The sequence below is a fragment of the Vibrio sp. 1069 genome (assembly GCF_033340555.1).
This window is the reverse complement of the sequence record NZ_JAWOWP010000034.1, coordinates 1-18939: the sequence shown is the minus strand read 5'-3', so window position 1 is coordinate 18939 and position 18939 is coordinate 1. Positions and strand designations below refer to the sequence as shown.

Genomic DNA, 18939 nt, shown 5'->3' with positions numbered 1-18939 from the left:
TGAAACTCAGTATATTGTTTAATAATTATTCAATTTCGGACGACTTGGTTTTCTGTCCGAATTACGCAACAAAGCCAAACTAAAATAACGATCATTGATACTAAAAACCCTAGTTATCATGAACTCATTCCGGAACGCTACTTTTTGCTTGTTGATTTTTCAGTTGAGATTCCTTCCGAAACTTTAGTTTATTTAAAAGATAGTAATAAAGTGCTAGGAACTATAATGCTTAATCTAGGTTATGACTTAGACACAGAAGAACTCGCTTCTTGGCCTCATGTAAAAGGTATATTTGGTCCAGGAGATTCAATGGACAAGGTTTGTCAGGGATTAAAAGCAATAATAAAAGGGGATAACTGGCTGTCTCGAAGATTACTTGATCAGCTAGTAAATTATTATCGAGGTAGAGAAGCAAATAACATTATCGAACCTGCTATTGAGGTTGAGCTTACTCGGCGTGAAGTTCAGGTTTTAAAAATGTTGAAAGAAGGTGGTTCAAATATGGAAATCGCTGATTCTTTATTTATCAGCGAGCATACTATTAAATCACATCTATACAATATTTTTAGAAAGTTAGAAGTAAAGAACCGTACGCAAGCTACAAGTTGGGCTAAGAGAAACCTGTAGTACTAGTATTAACTTGCTGTAATAAAAAGAAAATACTCTATAAAGTACTAAATTTTATATTTATTATTAAAATGTCAGTCTGAAATATCATCCCATATTCAAACTTATTCCTATTCAGTTGACTATTAGACTTCTCATGTCGTGACGAATCTAGTCAGACGTGGAACAGAAGGTCTATTCAATTAATAAGCTAAGAGGGAATAAAAATGAGCGCAAGTGACAATGACACGTATTTAGGCGATGCAGGTGTAAATAACCAATTTGCTGATTTCGATGGCGGCGATGATTTGTTTATCGGTTTTGGTGGTAATGACTCGTTTGTTGGCGGTGGCGGTAATGATTATGTGATCGGCGGCGACGGCGATGATCGCCTAACTGGTGGTGCTGGAGATGACATCCTTAGGGCTGGTACAGGAAACGACTACCTCGGCGGTGGTACCGGTAATGACTTGCTGTTGGGTTTGCTGGGCGACAATAAATTAAATGGTGGTGTCGGTGAAGATATTCTTGTTGCTGGTTCTGGTGACAACGTTTTAGTTGGCGGCAGCAATGGCGATAAGTTTGTGTTCACGGATAAGTTTGGTGGCCATGGCGAAGCCAAAGTTGTTGATTTCACCATTGGTGAAGACTCTTTGCACATCATTAGCGACTCTGTCACTGACTTTGGTGATTTAAGCTTTAGCTACGATGCAGTTGGGAATGCAGTGTTTACCGATGGGGCTGATCTAACAGTGAAACTTATTGGCGTGACTGAAACTGACATCAACACCTATGGTGCAGATCTGTTCGTAATCTAAACGACTGAAAATAACTCTGGATGGGAATTAGTTTGCGTGGCTCTGCCATGCTGAGGTGAACTAATCGGACACTCTAGAGCGATTTGAGGTTACCTTAAGCTAGGCGCTAGTATTTCTGGCGCCTACAATTTTCACGTTAAACGGAAGTAGTCGTGCAAAAAACGGTTTTCAAAGAAGTGAAACAAAAACTATGCACGCTTGCGGGCTTGCTGATCGTTTTTAGCCTTTTTATCAACTTATTGGTTCTCTCGATTCCGTTGTACATGCTTCAAGTGTACAACCGAGTGATATCCTCCTACTCAACCGATACTTTATTCTTGCTCACTGTCATCGTAATTGTCGCGCTGTTAACCATGTCCATCATCGACATTGCACGAGCACAAATGAGTAAATCTTTTGGTTATTGGATGGACACAAAACTCTCCGCTTTCATGCTCAAGCGCACGATTCAATATCAATCACATACCGGGAAGAGTTATACCTCGCAAACTCTGAGAGACATTCAGAACATCAAAAGCTTTTTGAGCAGTCAAGCACCTTATCCACTGTTGGATGCGCCCTGGACACCGCTATTTATTTTATTTGTGTATTTATTGCACCCGATACTAGGTCACATCGCGTTACTTGGATCTATCGTATTGTTTAGCCTAGGTCTACTTAATGAGCTAATGACGCGTAAAACAATGCAAGAGAGCGAAGTCAGAGCGATTTCTCATATCAACAACGCAGAATTAGCCACGCAAAACTCCAATTCAATTCTCGCAATGGGGATGATGAATGCATTTTTAGAGAAGTGGCAGTCGCGCGTGAGCGAAGTGAATGTGCTTGAAGAGCGAGTTGCAGGTAAGTCTATCTACATGGCTAACTTTTCTAAGTTTGTGCGTGGCTCATTACAGATATTTTTACTGGGAGGTGGTGCATGGTTAGTTATCCAACATGAGATAACGGCAGGGGCGATGATCGCGAGCTCCATATTAATGAGTCGGGCATTATCGCCGATGGAGCAGGCGATAGGCACGTGGCGAAGTGCGATGTCTGCTAAAGGCGCCTATAAAAGGTTGAAAGAAATCGATGCGATCGTGCGCCAAGATGAATCAGATATGCCACTGCCTAAACCAAAAGGACACTATGAGCTTACCGGACTAGCCTATCGCCATCCTGGAGCAACCGAACCAGTGCTCTCATCGATCAGCTTATCGATTCCTCCGGGTGTTGCTGTTGGGGTGATTGGCCCTTCTGGTACGGGTAAATCGACGTTTGCTCGGCTGTTATTAGGTACGGTTAAGCCATTAGCGGGTAAAGTGACTCTTGATGGAATGGAAGTCTCCGTATGGGCATCTGAAGATCGCGGCGTGCATTTTGGGTATCTCGCTCAAGAGGTGGAGTTATTTCCTGGCACAATTCGAGAGAACATCGCGCGCTTTAAAGAAGAAGACCCCGCTAAAGTCATCAAGGCGGCTCAACTAGCAGGATGTCATGAATTAATACTCAAGAAAAACAAAGGCTATGATTGCATTATTGGTGAAAATGGCCGTGGTTTATCTGGGGGGGAAAGGCAGAGAATCGCTCTTGCAAGAGCCGTTTATGGCGACCCTTCTATAGTGATTTTCGATGAAGCGAATGCCAACCTCGATGGTGAGGGAGAGGCTGCGTATCAACGTTTGATTGCCCATTTAAAAGCACAGAGTACAACGATTATCGTCATTGCCCACAATCCGAGTACGTTACGACAAATGGATAGGCTGTTGTATTTGGCTGACGGCCGAGTCAAGTTATACGGCGCTAAAGATGAAGTATTAAAACGTTTGATGGGCGAAGAAAGAACAGATATCCCAAGGGTAAGAAATGAGCAATCAACTGCCAACCGTTAATCAGAGTTCTACCGAGATCGTATATCGTTTTAGCCCCAAAGCGAGACTAAGCTTTCGAAAACCAATTTTACTCGGTGTGGTGACCTTAAGTGTTTTTCTTGGAGGTCTTGGCTACTGGGCTGCAACAGCCAAATTAGAAAGTGCAGCGATTGCTTATGGTGATTTGTCAGTTCTCACTAAGCGACAAGAAATTCAGCATTTAGAAGGCGGTATTATTGAAAAGCTATATGTACAGGAAGGGGATTTAGTCGAAAAAGGTCAGTTATTAATTCAACTTTCTAAGCGTCAAGCTATGGCTAAGTTGGATTCGTTAAGTGGTCGTTTTATCCATACTCTAGCAAAGGAAAACCGTTTAAGTGCGGAGCTTGATGAGCTTCCAACGATTGTATGGTCTGATGATCTTGAAAGCATTCCCCGTGTCGATATCGTCCAAGAAGCACAACTGGTTCAAAACAAGATCTTTGAAGCGAGAAAGCGATTCTTTGATAGTAAACTGAGTATCATTGAGCAGAGTATTTCTGGAGCAAATTTAGAGCTTGAAAACCTTCAGCAAACCAAAGTGATTGAGACGGAACGGCTCAACTTTATTGCTGAAGAAATAGACAGCAACCAAGCCTTGGTGCAAAAAGGTTTCTCGGGAAAATCTACTTTACTTCAACTCAAGCGCTTAGCAGCGGAGGTGAGAAGTACCTTAAGCCAGTTAGACAGGCAATCGCTCACCGTTAGAAAAAGGTTGGATGAGAACCTAGCGCAAATTGAAGAGTTGAAGCTTGAAAGGCTGAATGAGATTGTCGAGGAACTACGAAACACCAAAACGGAAATTGTCGCAATTCGGGAAGAATATCGCTCCGCTCAAGATATTGTTGCAAGAACAACGATCAACGCACCTATTTCTGGTCGCGTAGTCAACATGCAGGTGTTTACCGAAAAAGGTGTGATTGGCTCGGGTGAAACGTTACTAGAATTGGTTCCGCAAGACGATAAGTTGTTAGTCGAGGCTCGTGTTAATCCTCAGGATATTGATTTAGTGAATCCAGGCCAGCAAGCGCATGTTCGTCTGACCGCTCTGAATGCACGGACGTTGGCACCTTTAGACGGTACAGTGTTGACGATTTCTGCCGATAAACTCTCGCAAGAAAACCAGGAAGATTTTTATCTCGCTAGAATTGCAATTTCATCGGAAGATGTGACAAAACATCGTTTAACCTCAGGCATGAATGCCGAAGTGCTTATTTTATCTGAGCCACGAACGCCATTGAGCTACCTAATAAAGCCAATTACAGAAAGCATGAATCGCGCCTTCAGAGAGGAGTAATTTCAAAAAGACTTGAGTGAGCACGGACAACAGACAAAATAATTTGTTATCGTTAGCTGTTACTGGGCCGTATTTTTATTCGAGGGAGCCGTGGAATGGAGAAAGTGCAGTTAGTTGTCGATTTTCTTCTCACTCATAAATTGATTTTTACCGCACTGATCTTTGCGATTATGTGGTTAATTCGTCGTGCAATTTTATCGATGATTCGTGGTGATCACGCTTTTCTCTCAGAAGATCAGCGTAGTTGGATGTCCAGAACTAAAAATGGCACCTTCGCTGTTACATTACTGATTTTATTTATTTTATGGCAATCAGAAATTAACGAGTTTGCTCTGAGTGTAACGGCGATTGCCGTTGCCATTGTAGTGGCATCCAAAGAAATCATTTTGTGTTTTACGGGTTCGATTCAAAGAGCAAGTTCGCGTTCTTTTCGCGTTGGAGACTGGATTGAGGTCGGAAAGTTGTGTGGTGAAGTGATTGAGCACAATATGATGGCGACGGTGATTCAAGAGATCGACCTGCATCACGGGCAATATCATTACACCGGCAAAACAGCGACATTGCCTAATAGTATGTTCTTTACCTATCCAGTAAAGAACCTCAACTTCATGAAGCGGTACGTTTACCACAACTTTTCTGTAGTGGTGAAAGACTTCGTCAATTTGTATCCACTGTTACCGATTTTAACTGATAAAATTGAAGAACATTGCAGTTACTTTGCTGATGTTGCACATCGTTACAATGCGATGATTGAAAAACATGCCGGTGTTGACCTTCCTGGTTCTGAGCCACATATGCATATTTCTAGCAACATTAATGGTGAACAAATTCTGCACGTGATGATTTTCTGCCCAACCGATAAAGCGAACCACTTAGAGCACTTAATTCGTAAGGACTTTATGGAACTTTATGAGCAACGTTTTCCTGTAGTGCGAGAAGAATAGAGCATCGTACTTCGCCTTTAATTTCAAACCCCGCTATCAAAATAGCGGGGTTTGTTTTTCTTAGCGTATTTTTAGGCTGTAACAATATTCCCAACTTAGCTGAATTTACTCTTCAGCATTAAAAATAGGAAGTAAGTGCTGCCTATAATAGCGACCAACGTGCCAGCTGCGACCTGACTTGGATAAATAGCGATTTGTCCTAGCCAATCTGCCCACAACATTAGGGTTGCGCCAATTAAGGCACCGACACACAGTTGCTCTTTCACTTTTCTTGCTCCTAACATCATCGCCATATGGGGAGCGACCAAGCCAACAAAAGATATTGGACCAACTGTAGCGGTAGAAAAGGCGCATAACAAAGCAACGATGGTGAGCATAAGCGTATTGGCTACGGTAGGGTTAAGCCCTCGTGCATTTGAGAATTGTCGCCCGATGGAAATTAGTGTTAGCCAACGAGAAATCGAGAATACAGCGGCAAGCAGAACTATTATGGCCAAACATAACATCAGTGCGGTGTCGGCTGTGACTCGATAAATAGAACCAGTTAGCCACAATAAAATTTTGTAACTGTCACCTGAGCCTTGAGCTAGCGAAAATTGAACGAGGGCTTCTAATAGTGCCGTTAGTGCGATGCCGGACAACACGAAGTTAGATGGATTAAAATGGCTTCGTTTACCGATAACCAGCAATAACATCAATACGGACATACTTCCGAAAAAAGCGATACCCCAGCTAGATGCGGAGAGAAGCGACCCAGCGATGACTCCTGTCGTAATAATGGCAAACGTGGCTCCGGAAGACACACCGAGAATATCGGGACTTGCCAGAGGGTTGTAAACTATGCGTTGCAAAATGATTCCGGCAACGGATAGCGCAATACCGACAGAAAGTGCGGTTAACATGCGCGGCCAGCGCAATTGCCATTGGAACTCACCTGGCACAGACCATTGAATTCCGTTTATACCATGGGTAACGAATGAGTAAGCTAGAATCCCAACCAGACTGAATAGCGCAATGCTGCATACCGCGCGTTTAGAAAGCGCCGTTTTTCCTTGGCTCATTGAAAGGTTAAGTTGATCGGTTGCCGTCAGTTTTTTACGAGTAAACCAAATTAAAGCGGGAGCGCCAATAGCTGCAGCCGCTACGCCGCTAGGAATGGTTTCCTCTAACCATAAGCTCAGCGAGATAGCGGCAGAGTCTGTGATGATTAGTAGCATTGCGCCCAAAAGCATGCTGCTGATCAATTCGTCGCGCGGTGTTCTTGCCCCCATCGCTCTGGCAATATTGGGTGTCAGTAATCCGATGAAGCTGATAATACCAACTGCGGTGATGGAGGCAGATACCAGCCAAATACCCATCACCATTAACGCACCAAACGCGGGTAATACCGCTAAGCCTCGGGCTGCTGCGCCTTCTTGTCCTAGTTTCATTAAGGTCAGAATACGTGGTGCGACGATCAAAATTACGATTGCGATAGCGCAGCGAGGCAATAACCACTCAAACCAATCCCAGCTGTATTGAGAGAGGTCTCCTGCTCCCCACATAAAAATATTCTGTGCGAACTGGGCGTTTAAAATAATAATGGCTGTGGCGATAGAACCGAGCAAGATATTGATCACCATCCCCGAAACGACCAACGGCAAACCTGTCATATTACGCACACCGGCAATTGATACGATCAGGCCAAACGCCACTAAAGCCCCAAACATTGCGGCTAATGCAGAGTAATCGGCGACCCAATCGACGAACCAAATGTTTACCACGACTAATGCAAGCCAAGCACCAGAAGAGGTGCCAAGAGTCAACGGCGAGGTGAGGTTATTCTGCGTTAATTGCTGCATTAAGCTGCCGGTGAGACCAAGCATGGCACCAACAAGCAGGGTCATACTTAACCTAGGAAGTTGCGCTTGCGTAAAGAATAAATCACGAAACTCGGTTGCTACCTCTGGTTTTGTTAATAATTGCCATTGTTCGAAAAGTGATAAATTAGTATCAATTTGTAGGCTAAAGACGCTAAGTAACGTAATCAGCGCCAGATAACCAATATAATGTTTCGTTCTCATTGTTCTGGTGCCAACTCTATTAGACTGTCGGTAATCGCTTCAGCGGTGTATTGCAAAGACATGGCACCGCCATACGCCCACACTGCTCTGACTGAATTTACCCGCTGCTTTTTCACAAACGGCATCGCTTGCCAAAGTGGCGACTCTTTCAGTTTTCGTTCTTCTGGGAAAGGTTGTACGTAGAGAACGTAGCTGTTTTGAAGGCCCTGAAGCCGATTGATTCGATCTTGCTTTACTCCCCACGCTCGTGGGTCCTCTTTAATTGGAGCCTGTAATCCCAGTTTTCTAACCACGTAGTCAGTGGTGGAGTTTTCGGTTGCAAGTAATACAGTATTCGGAGTTGAAAATCGCATCACAAGAACGCTGAGTGGAGAAGAGTAATAGTGGCGAATTCGCTGGCGCATCTGCGCAAATGAAGCATCTAATTCTGCCAGTTTCTGTTCAGCAAGTGCCTCTTTATTGAATAGCTTGCTGAGCGTACGAAAGTGACGAATGGCCGTTTCAGCTGCGGCCTCATTTTCAGAAAAATTAGGTAAATAGATTACCGGAGCAATTTGTTTGAGTAACGGAATCAAGTCTTGCTGTGGAGACGCAGCAAGGATGACATCTGGTTTCAAACTGGCTATTTTTTCTAAGTTGGGTTCTGCTCGGGTTCCAATATCTTCAATTGACTCTGGTGCAGTTGGATTGACGACCCATTGGCGGTAGCCTGGTAAATTTGGGGCTGCGATTGGTTCTACGTTTAGCGCCAAAACTTGTTCTAAGATGTCCCAGTTTAAGGCTACAACGCGTTGAGGCGCTTGCTCAAAACTATGCTCGCCATATTCATCGGTAACGGTGATGACTGCATGTGCATTGGTCATAAAAAATGCGAGGAGAAAAGCAGATTGTGTAACCACAGTAAGTAAACGAGCTATTATGCGCATACAACAGCCACCTTTTGGCTCGCTAATGTGTTAGCCGGGCTTGGGTGTTCAATCAGCTTAATTGGTGACTCATATAGTTTAGAAAGGCGTGCCTCGTCTAACAACATGTCGGCGTTGCCTTCAAAGGCAATCTTACCTTTTTTGAGCGCAACAATGTGGGTGGCGTAGCGCAGTGCTAAGTTCAGATCGTGCAGGATCACGATAATGCCTACATTCTCGGTTCGATTCAGTTCTGCCAGCAGCGCCATTAGTTGAAACTGATGGTGAACATCGAGCGCCGAGGTTGGCTCATCGAGAATTAAAATTGGCGATTGTTGAGCCAGTAGCATAGACACCCAAGCACGTTGGCGCTCGCCGCCCGATAAGTCATCCGCCAAAGCTTGAGCAAAAGGTGTAACCCCTGTTCGTTCCATAGCCTGCGTGATGATCTGTTTGTCTTCAGCTTTCCAACGACCAAGTGCCCCACGCCACGGAAAGCGACCTAAGCGCACTAGCTCTTCTACCGTTAAACCAGCCGAAGAGGGCAGCTTTTGTGGCAAATAGGCGATCTGTTTTGCCAACTCTTTGGTTTTGAGTGATGAAAGGGAAGTATCGTTTAGTGTTACCGTGCCTTTATCTGGTGGCATTTGACCAGAAAGCAGGTTCACCAGTGTCGACTTACCTGAACCGTTATGGCCTAAAACGACCGTTAGCTCATTTGTTGGGATGTTAAGTTGTTCGATGCCGAGGATCTGACGTCCACCTCGCACGATCTCAATATTAGACAGTTGAAACATGGATGGCTCTTAGGAGAAAACTCCCCTCAATAGAGGGGAGTAGAAGTACAATTACCAGCGGTAGTTTGCGTTTAGCATAACAGAGCGAGACTGGCCGTAGTAACACCAGTAATCGCAACCTGAAACAAACTCTTTATCTAGGATGTTGTTCACGTTTAGCTGTGCTTGCCACTGTGAAGTGATGTCGTAAGTGACTGACGCATCCCAAAGAGTGACAGAAGGAACCGTTAGGTTCGAGCTCTTAGGGTTATCTTTTGACTCACCTACGTAGCGCACACCAGTACCGATATTGAGGCCTGGAATCAGGCTGTAGGCGCTGTAGTCTACCCATGCAGACGCTTGATGCTCAGGAATAAGTGCGGCTTGTTTTTTACCTTGGCCAAAGCTCTCATCTGTTTTCGCTTTAGTGTAGGTGTAGCTTGCCATCAGTTTTAGATCGTCGGTTAGCTGCGCCGTGCTTTCTAGCTCAATACCTTGAGATGTCACTTCACCTGTTTGTGTCGCAATCCATGTTGATGGGTTAGTGACCAACGCGTTCTTTTGCGTGATGTCGAACCATGCAAGGTTGATAAAGCCATCCATAAAGCTTGGCTCATACTTTACACCCACTTCTACTTGCTCGCCTTCCAGCGGTTTGTAAAGTTCATTGGTTGCAGCATCAATAGTGCTGATCACTTCAAACGACTGAGAGTAGTTTGCGTAAGGTGACAGGCCATTGTTTGCAAGGTACATCACACCCGCACTTAGAGAGAGCTGACCATCATCACGAGATTCACTTTGATCAACGGTAGCGCCTTTGCCAGAGTTTTCTGTTTTCACCCAGTCGTAACGAGCACCTATGTTACCAATCCACTGTTCATGCAGTTTCAATTGGTATTGTGAATAGAGACTTGCTTGAGATTTCTCAATCTCACGTTTCACGTTGTTGGCAGGATCAAGAGGGGTGAAGTTGCCGTAAACTGGGTTCCACGGGTTGATAGTGCCAAATGCATAGTTGTCTTGCTCGTCGCCATCGGTTTTGTGGAATTGCAGATCCATACCGATAAGCACTGTGTGCTCTGCGTTGTCTGTCATCCAGTTGCCGACAGCATTGTTATCGAACGTGATGCTCTGGTTTTTTCCGTCACGGAATACGATGCCTTGCGTTAACTCTTCTTTCGCTGGATCGTTGTTTGAGAACGCGTAAGAGCTGCGCAAGTACAACTCATTCGAACCGTAATTGAGGTTTTGCGAGAGTGACCACATGTCATTGATGTCGTGCTCTAGTAAGTAACCTAGAGAAAACTGCGTGCGTTCGTATTTATCGTAGTTTGGCTGACCAAGGTTAGTCGAAGGATCGATTTTGCCAAAGTTAGAACCAATCAGAGTACCTGCTGCCGGGAAGAATGGGTTAGTTGGTACACCGTCATCATGAAGGTAAGTTGCCAAAACGGTCAGCATTGTACGGTCAGAAATGTCGAACTCGACACTTGGCGCTAGGTAGAAACGCTCGTTATTTGTGCCGTCCAGTTCACCATCTTGGCTTGTCATCAAGCCAACCAAACGATAGCGCACAGTGCCTGCGTCGTTTGCTTCGTTAGCAATGTCAAAACCTACGGATTGGTGTTGGTTGTTGCCAACTTCGACTTTTACTTCGCCTTGAGGCGTAAACGTTGGTTTTTTCTGAACAGCATTCACGATACCGCCTGGTGCCGATTCACCAAACAGAATAGCCGATGGACCTTTAACGACTTCTACACTTTCTAGGCCGTAAGGTTCGACCAACCATGTGTAGTAACCATCGCGGAATAGGCGGTTGCCGTTTAGGTAAGTCGCTGCATCAAATCCACGAACTTTGAACCAATCAGTGTCGTTGTCTGCGCCATAAGGCTGAGCGGTTACACCAGACGTGTAGCGTAATGCTTCATCTAGCTTTTTCGGTGCACGAACACGAAGTTCATCTTCAGAAATGATAGATACGCTGCGCGGCGTTTCTGCTGCAGGGGTTTCTACTTTAAGTGCTTGCGCGGTGACCGTTATGGTCTCCATGGCAATCACGTCATCTTGTACGACGTCTTCTTGAGCTTGTGCTGTGAATGCAACCACTGCTGTAGGTGCTAAAGCACAAACCAACGCGTTGCGGATAGCGATGGTCAGTGAGTTATTCTTTTGCATAAATCTATTCCCGATAATTATGATTAACGCTAAGCTTAATTGTAATTATTATCATTTGAGCTTTTGTTTCGGTATTTTACTGACTTTTGTATCAAAAGATAGTAAAACGTTCGCAAATTCATTCGCGGTACCTAAAGTCATTGTTATGTTCAATTGGTTTGAAAAGCTGACCCAACCCTTTCCCCAGATGGAAACCGAAAAGCCACCGAAGACGCTATTTGGCTTTTGTCGTTTTTACACTCGTGGCTTTGAAGCCCCTTTACTCGTTATGGCTGTGTTCAGTGCGCTTATTGCCATTACTGAGGTGACGCTGTTGCGTTATATGGGCGAGCTCGTCGATATTCTCTCTAATCAAGATCGCGCAACATTCTGGCAAGACCAGGGTGATCGCATGCTAATGATGCTGTTCTTAGTGGCGGTTGTGATGCCAGCTCTCGGTTTTGTCCACTCAATGGTGATGCACCAAACGTTATTGGGTAACTACCCGATGTCTATCCGTTGGTTGATTCACCGTTACTTGCTAAAACAAGCGGTTGGATTTTTCCAGCGTGACTTTGCAGGCCGAGTTGCGACCAAAGTGATGCAAAGTGCGTTAGCGGTACGAGAAACGGTCATGAAGCTGGTGGATGTACTGGTTTATATCAGCGTTTATTTTCTTTCGATGCTCTGGATGATGGGCGAAGCTGATGGTTTGCTAATGTTGCCTATTGTGATTTGGATAGGAATGTACGCGGTTATCCAGTTCTACTTTATCCCTAAAATGAAACAAGTAGCGACGGAGCAAGCGGATGCTCGTTCTGTAATGACTGGGCGCATTGTCGATTCTTACACCAACATATCTACCGTAAAGCTATTCGCGCACTCGCAACGAGAGTTGGAATACGCAGAAAGCAGCATGAAGCAATTTTTGGTGACGGTTTACCGCCAAATGCGCATGGTGACTTGTTTACTGTTTAGTGTGGATGCCATCAACTATTTGCTGCTGATGTCTATTAGTGCCATTTCGGTTTATCTATGGCTAGATCACGCTGTAACAATTGGTGCTATTGCGATTGCCATCAGTATTGCGTTGCGCGTACAAGGTATGTCGAAGTGGATCATGTGGGAAGTTAGCGCACTGTTTGAAAACATCGGTACAGTAGTAGACGGTATTAATACGATTTCAAACGATGTTGAAGTGAAAGACGTACCAAATGCTAAGCCTTTGCAAATCTCTCAAGGTGAGATCTGCTTTGATCACGTAGGTTTTAACTACAGTGATGAGAAGGCAGTATTTGAGAACTTGAATCTGACTATCAAACCGGGCGAAAAAGTCGGCATTGTCGGTCGCTCTGGGGCAGGTAAATCCACGTTGGTCAACTTGTTGCTGCGCTTTTACGACGTAAATAGCGGTAAGATTTGTATTGATGGACAGGACATTTCTCAAGTTGAACAAGAGTCGCTTCGCCAACACATCGGTATGATCACGCAAGACACCTCTTTGCTACATCGCTCAATTAAAGAGAACATTCTTTACGGTGATCCAGATGCTTCAATGGATGCCGTTATCGCAGCTGCTGAGAAAGCACATGCTCATGATTTCATTCAATCTCTACGAGACGAGCAAGGTAACGTTGGTTATGACGTTGAAGTGGGTGAACGCGGTGTGAAGCTGTCTGGTGGTCAGCGTCAACGTGTGGCGATTGCTCGCGTTCTGCTGAAAAACGCGCCAATTTTGATCATGGATGAAGCAACGTCTGCACTTGATTCAGAAGTAGAATCGGCAATTCAAGAAAACCTTGAAGTTCTGATGGAAGGAAAAACAGTGATTGCGATTGCTCACCGTTTATCAACGATTGCCGCGATGGATCGTTTGATTGTAATGGATGACGGCAAAATCATTGAGCAAGGCTCGCATTACGAGCTGCTGCAATTGGGTGGTGTTTACGCTCAGTTGTGGAAGCATCAAACCGGCGGTTTTTTGTCTGAGCAAGGTGATGCTCAACTGCAAGTCATCTAATATGACGCTACACGAAAGAGGAGCAAATGCTCCTCTTTTTTGTGTCTGTCGTTTATACCGAGTAAGTAGGCGTTAATGGGCAACGTTAACTTGTGATTATTCATTGAGTTAGGCCAACTTAATGATGATTATGTTTATAACTCACTGTCGTTATTGAATTTTTTACGCTTTTTTTACGCGAACTCCGAATGGGCTTTTGCTAAAGTTTTCTACATCGAATTTTGGTTGATGTATTTTATGTTTGTTCAATGGCGAGATAACACCTTTCTCTTTTCTACTACCGTGATTGTTGGCGCGGTTGTGGTCTCATGGCTGTTAGACCAACTGTTTGGCTCTACAGCCGCAGTCCTGCTGATTTTACAGTTAGCAGTCGTGGTAGTGGCGTTTCAATGCAACTCGCGATTCGCTTATGCGGCGGCGGTGATCGAAGCGTTGAGCTTCAACTTCTTTTTCACGACGCCTCGTTACTCTTTGCAGATGTTTCGTCCGGAAGACATTTTTAATTTAGTCGTGTTTATGGTGGTGGCATTTATCACCAGCACCTTTGCGGATCTTTATCGTCGCCAGCAGGGAGAATTAAAACAAACCAAGCTGCAAAACAGCATCCTGCTATCGGTGTCCCATGACCTACGCACGCCGTTGGCAACCATTATTGGAACACTGACCACACTCAACGAGTACATGCCCAAGCTCAATGACTTAGAGCGCAAAGAATTGCTCGACAGTGCGACTTCAGAAAGCCACCGCTTGCATCAATATATAGAGAACCTCTTACAGGCGACTAAGCTCCAACACGGCACATTAAAAATTACCAAAAAAGATGAGCCTATTGCGAATATTGTGCGGGATGCGGTTTCTCGTTTGCCGAATTACACCGAGAAAGTATCCATGAATATGGATGATGCCGTTGGCTATTTGTCAGTAAGTCGTTCGCTCATCGAACAAGCGATTTTTAATGTGCTGGATAATGCCATGCGATTTTCACCAGAGAATGAATCTGTCGAGGTTTCACTTTCTAAGCAGGGTTCGTCGTGCGTGATTGATGTTCGGGACATGGGGATTGGCATCAAAGCTGAAGATGCGGAAAAAATATTCAACCTTTTCTATTCCGGTGTGAACAACAAATCGGCCGATTCAGGCACCGGAATGGGACTCGCGGTTGCCAAAGGTATCATCACCGCACACCATGGATATATTCAATCTATGCCAGTATCAGAAGGGACGCTGATCCGCATTCGACTTCCACTCAATCAAGGAGCAGAGCAGGCGTGAGTTACAAAGTTTTAGTTGTGGACGATGAGCCTCGCATTCATACCTTTATTCGAATTTCGCTGTCTGCTGAAGGGTTTGATTACATTGGCGCGAGTACCATTGCAGAAGCCAAAGCGTGTTTCGAAGCGTATTCGCCGCACGTAATTCTGCTAGATTTAGGCTTGCCCGACGGCGATGGGGCGGAGTTTCTCACTACGCTTCGTCAGACGTATAAAACGCCAGTGCTAGTGCTGACAGCTCGCGATCAAGAAGAGGAAAAAATCCGCCTTTTAGAAGCGGGCGCGAATGATTACTTGAGCAAGCCTTTTGGCGTAAAAGAGCTCATCGCGCGCATCAAAGTGCTGGTTCGAGATTTGGTGGATGAGCAAACCGTCGCTGATGAGCTGGTGGCTGGCCGAGTCAAAATCATCAAAAGTACTCACCAATTTTGGTTGGATCAGAGGGAAATTCCACTCACCAAGAAAGAGTTTTCTTTCATTGAACAGTTGATTCTCAAGCCGGGAAAACTCATTGAGCAAACTCATTTGCTAGCGGTGATTTGGGGAAAAAGTCATGTCGAAGACACTCACTACTTACGCGTGTTAGTGAGTCAACTACGCAAAAAACTGAACGATAGTGCTGACGAACAGCGGCTATTAAAAACCGAGCCAGGGCTGGGTTATCGTTTAGTGCTTGAGACGTCCAAGCACTACTAAATTCCAAATTTAATCAACGTTAATGCCAAGGTTTAGTGTTGGTTATCGGCACTCGAACAGGATTCGTGTTGCCTATTTTCCGTGACGGAAAACCAGTCTAACCCTTAACGCATTAGCATTTTCTATACATAAAACACAGTTAGGTATTGATATGGCTCACTTTACAGTAATTGGTCTAGGGCGATTTGGCGTTGCCGCCAGCTTAGAACTTATTCATCTTGGACACACCGTAACGGGGGTGGATAGCGACCCTAAAATCGTCGAAAAATACGTCGAAGAGTTAACGCAAGCGGTCATATGTGACGCAACAGACGAAGGTGCACTCAGAGAGTTAGCGTTAGCGAACAGTGATGTGGTGTTGGTAGCGATTGGCGAAGGCATGCAAGCCAGTTTGTTGTGTACGCTGGCGCTGAAAAATCTGGGTGTGAAATCTATTTGGGTTAAAGCGAGCACCAAAGCGCACCATACCATCGTGTCTAAGCTTGGTGTACAACGCATTATTCATCCGGAAGAGGAGATGGGCGTAAGAGTCGCGCAGGCACTCAACTATCCGATGGTGAATAACTATTTGGAAATGGGGCATGGTTTGTATGTGGTGGAAATCCACGTTAAATCCAATCTGCACGATACACCGCTTTCTAAGTTGATCAGCCGAGGTAGTTACAACATTCAGCCGATATTGGTGAAGCGCGAAGAAGCCGTCTACACCAATATCAATGATGAGTTTGTGCTTAATGAGTTCGACACGCTGTTGCTTTGCGGTAGTCGCGCTGAGCTGAAATACGTCGCTCCAAGGTTGGTGTAACATGGTTTTGTGGCATCCCTCTATTATCCCAATCGAGCGAAAACCCAAAGCGGGCAAAAAATTGTTGGGCGCACCGCCATTAATACTTAGCCTCAGCTTTGCGTGCTTGATCATGCTCGGCACGGTCTTACTCAAACTGCCGATTGCCACCACAGAGCCCATCACTTGGATTCAAAGCCTGTTTACTGCGACATCGGCCATTACGGTGACGGGATTAGTTGTGGTGGACACGGGCACGGCGTTTACGCCTTTTGGGCAAGTGGTTATTGCTTTCCTGATTCAATGTGGTGGCCTAGGTTTAATGACGTTTGCCATCGTGACCTTGCTGGCTCTGGGCGGAAAAATTGGCTTTTTGGAGCGAGCCGTCGCGAGAGAGGCGTTCAACCAAACTGACTCATCGACACTCATTGCCACTGCTAAATCTGTATTGATGTTCGCTCTGCTCGTTGAACTTATTGGTTTCACTATTTTGAGCGTTTATTGGAGTGAAGAGCTGGGTTGGAAAACCAGTTTGTTCCATGGTTTCTTCTACACCATCAGTGCGTTTAACAATGCAGGTTTTGCGTTGAGTGCCGATAGCTTAATGCCTTACGTGGACGACCCGGTCGTTAACTTCACCATTACCAGTTTGTTCATTATTGGTGGTTTAGGCTTCTCGGTTTGGATTGACTTAAAACGCAATCGCCGTTGGCACCGACTCACCGTTTACAGTCGAATGATGATCTTAGGCACGGTGATCATTAACGTGGTGGCACTTATCGCCATTTACCTGATTGAATATGATAACCCCAACACGCTTGGCCCTTTGAGCGAAGCAGGGAAATGGTGGGCATCGTGGTTTCAAGCGGTGACGCCAAGAACGGCAGGGTTCAACACTTTAGCTATCGATCAGTTGGAAGATGCCACAACGGCGATCATTCTGGTGTTGATGTTTATCGGCGGTGGATCATTGAGTACGGCAAGTGGCATTAAAGTTGTGACATTTATAGTGTTAGTCTTGGCGACTTACAGCTATTTGCGTCGCGATGAAGCAACCTATGCCTTTCAACGCAAGATTCCCAAAGAGACCATCAGCAAGGCATTGGCGCTGACTCTGATCTCGGTGGGCGTGACTTGGTTTGCCATATTCACGCTGTTACTGACAGAGAAAGCGTCTATGTTAGATATTATGTTCGAAGCGGTCTCGGCACTGGGTACGGTTGGTTTGTCGCGAGGCTTAACGGGCAGTTTGTCCGAACCGGGTGAGTTAGTGATCATCTTCATGATGTTTATGGGACGATTAGGCCCCCTTACTTTGGCGTACTTCTTAGCCAGTCCAAGAAAGAAAAAAGCGCGTTACGCGAGCACTAAATTGGCAATAGGGTAAATGGGCTAACTCGAAGAAAGTGAGCAAAAGGCTAGGCAAAAGAGGAGTAACTGCTCCTCTTTTTGTGCTCGTTGTAGCCACGAAACTGTATACGGCAGTCTCTCTCACAACAATTTATGATTCATCTCTATTTTTTATCATTTATAAATTGTCGTTTTTGGGGTGTTGTCCAGAATGGCATTATCCACGTGCAACATAAGATTGCCGGGAATAAAAATAATTACAATACTGCCTTACTGGAAGATACATGAAAATCAAACCCCTCCCACCTTTAAATAGCCTCGTTGCGTTTGAAGCGTCGGCGCGGCACTTGAGTTTTACATTAGCCGCTGACGAACTAAACGTGACCCAAGGTGCTATCAGTCGCCAAATTAGACAATTAGAAGAATACTTAGGCAAGGCTATGTTCACGCGAGCCAATCGAAGCATTAATTTAACGCCTACAGGTCTTCAATATTATCAAGCTGTCAGCCAATCTTTGCTCGATATTGCTCAAATCACGGGTGAAGTGAAGAAGTGGCAGGGCGAACAAAAGATCACGGTTGCGACGACAAATGCAATGGCAGCCTTGTGGTTGTTGCCTAAGGTTGCTCAATTTCAAAATGAACATGATGACATCGATATAAGGATATTGGCCTCAGATAATGTGTTGGACTTACGCCGATTAGATTGCGATATCGCCTTGTTTTATTGTCGCACTCCACCTGCAGAAATGGACGTGACAACGCTATTTTCTGAAGAAGTATTCCCTGTGTGTAGTCCGCTTTATTTAGAGAAAATCGGCCAGCCTAATGAGCCAGAAGAAATCTTCAATAAAACGTTACTCTATCTGGAAGAGTCTCAAAGAGATTGGGTGAACTGGGAGCAGTGGTTTGCGAGTGTAGGATTGCCAAATATTTCGCCTCGTAATCGCATGAACATCAATAACTATCCAATGCTGTTACAAGCGGCAATTAATGGTCAGGGAATCGCGTTAGCCTGGGGGTCATTAGTGGACGACTATTTACAAAGCGGTGCTTTAGTTAGGCCAGTCGAACACGTGCTTTCAACACCTTCCAATTTCTCTATGCTTGAACCTAAAAATAGAGGTTTAATCCCAGCAAGCGTCAAGCGTTTTAGAGAGTGGCTTTTGCAACAGTTGCCAGATGAGGTGGGTGATCGAGGTTTAGCCTAAATCAATAAGCAGAGAAAATAACAGAGTTTGGTCATGTTAAAAAAGCGGGAGTACCAGTTCCCGCTTTGTTTTAATTGATTGTGCCGTCCTAAATAAGGTTGACACTTTCCCCCCAAAAAAATTGGAGAGTGTTATGAAATCAACAACTAAAAGAA

14 protein-coding genes and 1 pseudogene are annotated in these 18939 nt (G+C 44.9%); 11 read left to right on the top strand and 4 right to left on the bottom strand.

The window, feature by feature from the left end; all coding sequences use genetic code 11:
* Positions 1-75: 75 nt before the first annotated feature.
* The 5 genes and pseudogenes from R7040_RS23770 to R7040_RS23750 form a co-directional block, all read left to right on the top strand.
* Positions 76-627, top strand: a pseudogene (locus R7040_RS23770) (LuxR C-terminal-related transcriptional regulator); the annotation flags it as partial.
* A gap of 206 nt (positions 628-833) precedes the next feature.
* Positions 834-1424 carry a calcium-binding protein gene (locus R7040_RS23765; RefSeq protein WP_005375168.1) on the top strand — a complete coding sequence of 197 codons (591 nt, stop codon included), beginning with the start codon at positions 834-836 and terminating at the stop codon, positions 1422-1424.
* A 152-nt stretch (positions 1425-1576) separates the two neighbouring features.
* Positions 1577-3295 (top strand): type I secretion system permease/ATPase, encoded by a 1719-nt coding sequence (locus tag R7040_RS23760; protein ID WP_053350060.1) that lies wholly within the window; start codon positions 1577-1579, stop codon positions 3293-3295.
* Positions 3270-4610 (top strand): HlyD family type I secretion periplasmic adaptor subunit, encoded by a 1341-nt coding sequence (locus R7040_RS23755; protein WP_064354904.1) that lies wholly within the window; start codon positions 3270-3272, stop codon positions 4608-4610. Before R7040_RS23760 ends, R7040_RS23755 begins: the two co-directional genes overlap by 26 nt.
* 95 nt (positions 4611-4705) lie before the next feature.
* A complete protein-coding gene (locus R7040_RS23750) occupies positions 4706-5554 on the top strand; it encodes a mechanosensitive ion channel family protein (protein WP_005375171.1) in 849 nt (282 codons plus the stop codon).
* Positions 5555-5649: 95 nt separating this feature from the next.
* Here the strand turns inward: R7040_RS23750 and fhuB are convergent, their stop codons facing one another.
* The 4 genes from fhuB to R7040_RS23730 are packed head-to-tail and all read right to left on the bottom strand — an operon-like array spanning position 5650 to position 11473.
* Positions 5650-7617, bottom strand: a complete 1968-nt coding sequence (gene fhuB, locus R7040_RS23745) for a Fe(3+)-hydroxamate ABC transporter permease FhuB (RefSeq protein ID WP_318097224.1) — start codon at positions 7615-7617, stop codon at positions 5650-5652.
* Positions 7614-8543: an iron-siderophore ABC transporter substrate-binding protein gene (locus tag R7040_RS23740; RefSeq protein WP_017635312.1), complete on the bottom strand. Its 930-nt coding sequence runs from the start codon at positions 8541-8543 to the stop codon at positions 7614-7616. The genes fhuB and R7040_RS23740 overlap by 4 nt, the downstream gene beginning before the upstream one ends.
* A complete protein-coding gene (locus R7040_RS23735) occupies positions 8534-9319 on the bottom strand; it encodes an ABC transporter ATP-binding protein (protein WP_017635311.1) in 786 nt (261 codons plus the stop codon). The genes R7040_RS23740 and R7040_RS23735 overlap by 10 nt, the downstream gene beginning before the upstream one ends.
* Positions 9320-9370: 51 nt before the next feature.
* Positions 9371-11473: a TonB-dependent siderophore receptor gene (locus tag R7040_RS23730; RefSeq protein ID WP_169644577.1), complete on the bottom strand. Its 2103-nt coding sequence runs from the start codon at positions 11471-11473 to the stop codon at positions 9371-9373.
* Positions 11474-11618: 145 nt separating this feature from the next.
* Between R7040_RS23730 and R7040_RS23725 the strand changes: the two genes are divergently transcribed.
* The 6 genes from R7040_RS23725 (at position 11619) to gcvA (ending at position 18784) form a co-directional block, all read left to right on the top strand.
* Positions 11619-13472: an ABC transporter ATP-binding protein gene (locus tag R7040_RS23725; RefSeq protein WP_042521744.1), complete on the top strand. Its 1854-nt coding sequence runs from the start codon at positions 11619-11621 to the stop codon at positions 13470-13472.
* Positions 13473-13700: 228 nt separating this feature from the next.
* Positions 13701-14744 carry a DUF4118 domain-containing protein gene (locus R7040_RS23720; protein ID WP_167415889.1) on the top strand — a complete coding sequence of 348 codons (1044 nt, stop codon included), beginning with the start codon at positions 13701-13703 and terminating at the stop codon, positions 14742-14744.
* Positions 14741-15439 carry a response regulator transcription factor gene (locus R7040_RS23715; RefSeq protein WP_054576620.1) on the top strand — a complete coding sequence of 233 codons (699 nt, stop codon included), beginning with the start codon at positions 14741-14743 and terminating at the stop codon, positions 15437-15439. The genes R7040_RS23720 and R7040_RS23715 overlap by 4 nt, the downstream gene beginning before the upstream one ends.
* Positions 15440-15590: 151 nt before the next feature.
* The gene (locus tag R7040_RS23710; protein WP_213895937.1) at positions 15591-16244 is read left to right on the top strand and encodes a potassium channel family protein; all 654 of its coding nucleotides are present in this window, start codon (positions 15591-15593) and stop codon (positions 16242-16244) included.
* A 1-nt stretch (position 16245) separates the two neighbouring features.
* A complete protein-coding gene (locus tag R7040_RS23705) occupies positions 16246-17610 on the top strand; it encodes a TrkH family potassium uptake protein (RefSeq protein ID WP_005375181.1) in 1365 nt (454 codons plus the stop codon).
* A 247-nt stretch (positions 17611-17857) separates the two neighbouring features.
* Positions 17858-18784 carry a transcriptional regulator GcvA gene (gene gcvA, locus R7040_RS23700; RefSeq protein WP_005375182.1) on the top strand — a complete coding sequence of 309 codons (927 nt, stop codon included), beginning with the start codon at positions 17858-17860 and terminating at the stop codon, positions 18782-18784.
* The last annotated feature ends 155 nt before the right edge of the window (positions 18785-18939 follow it).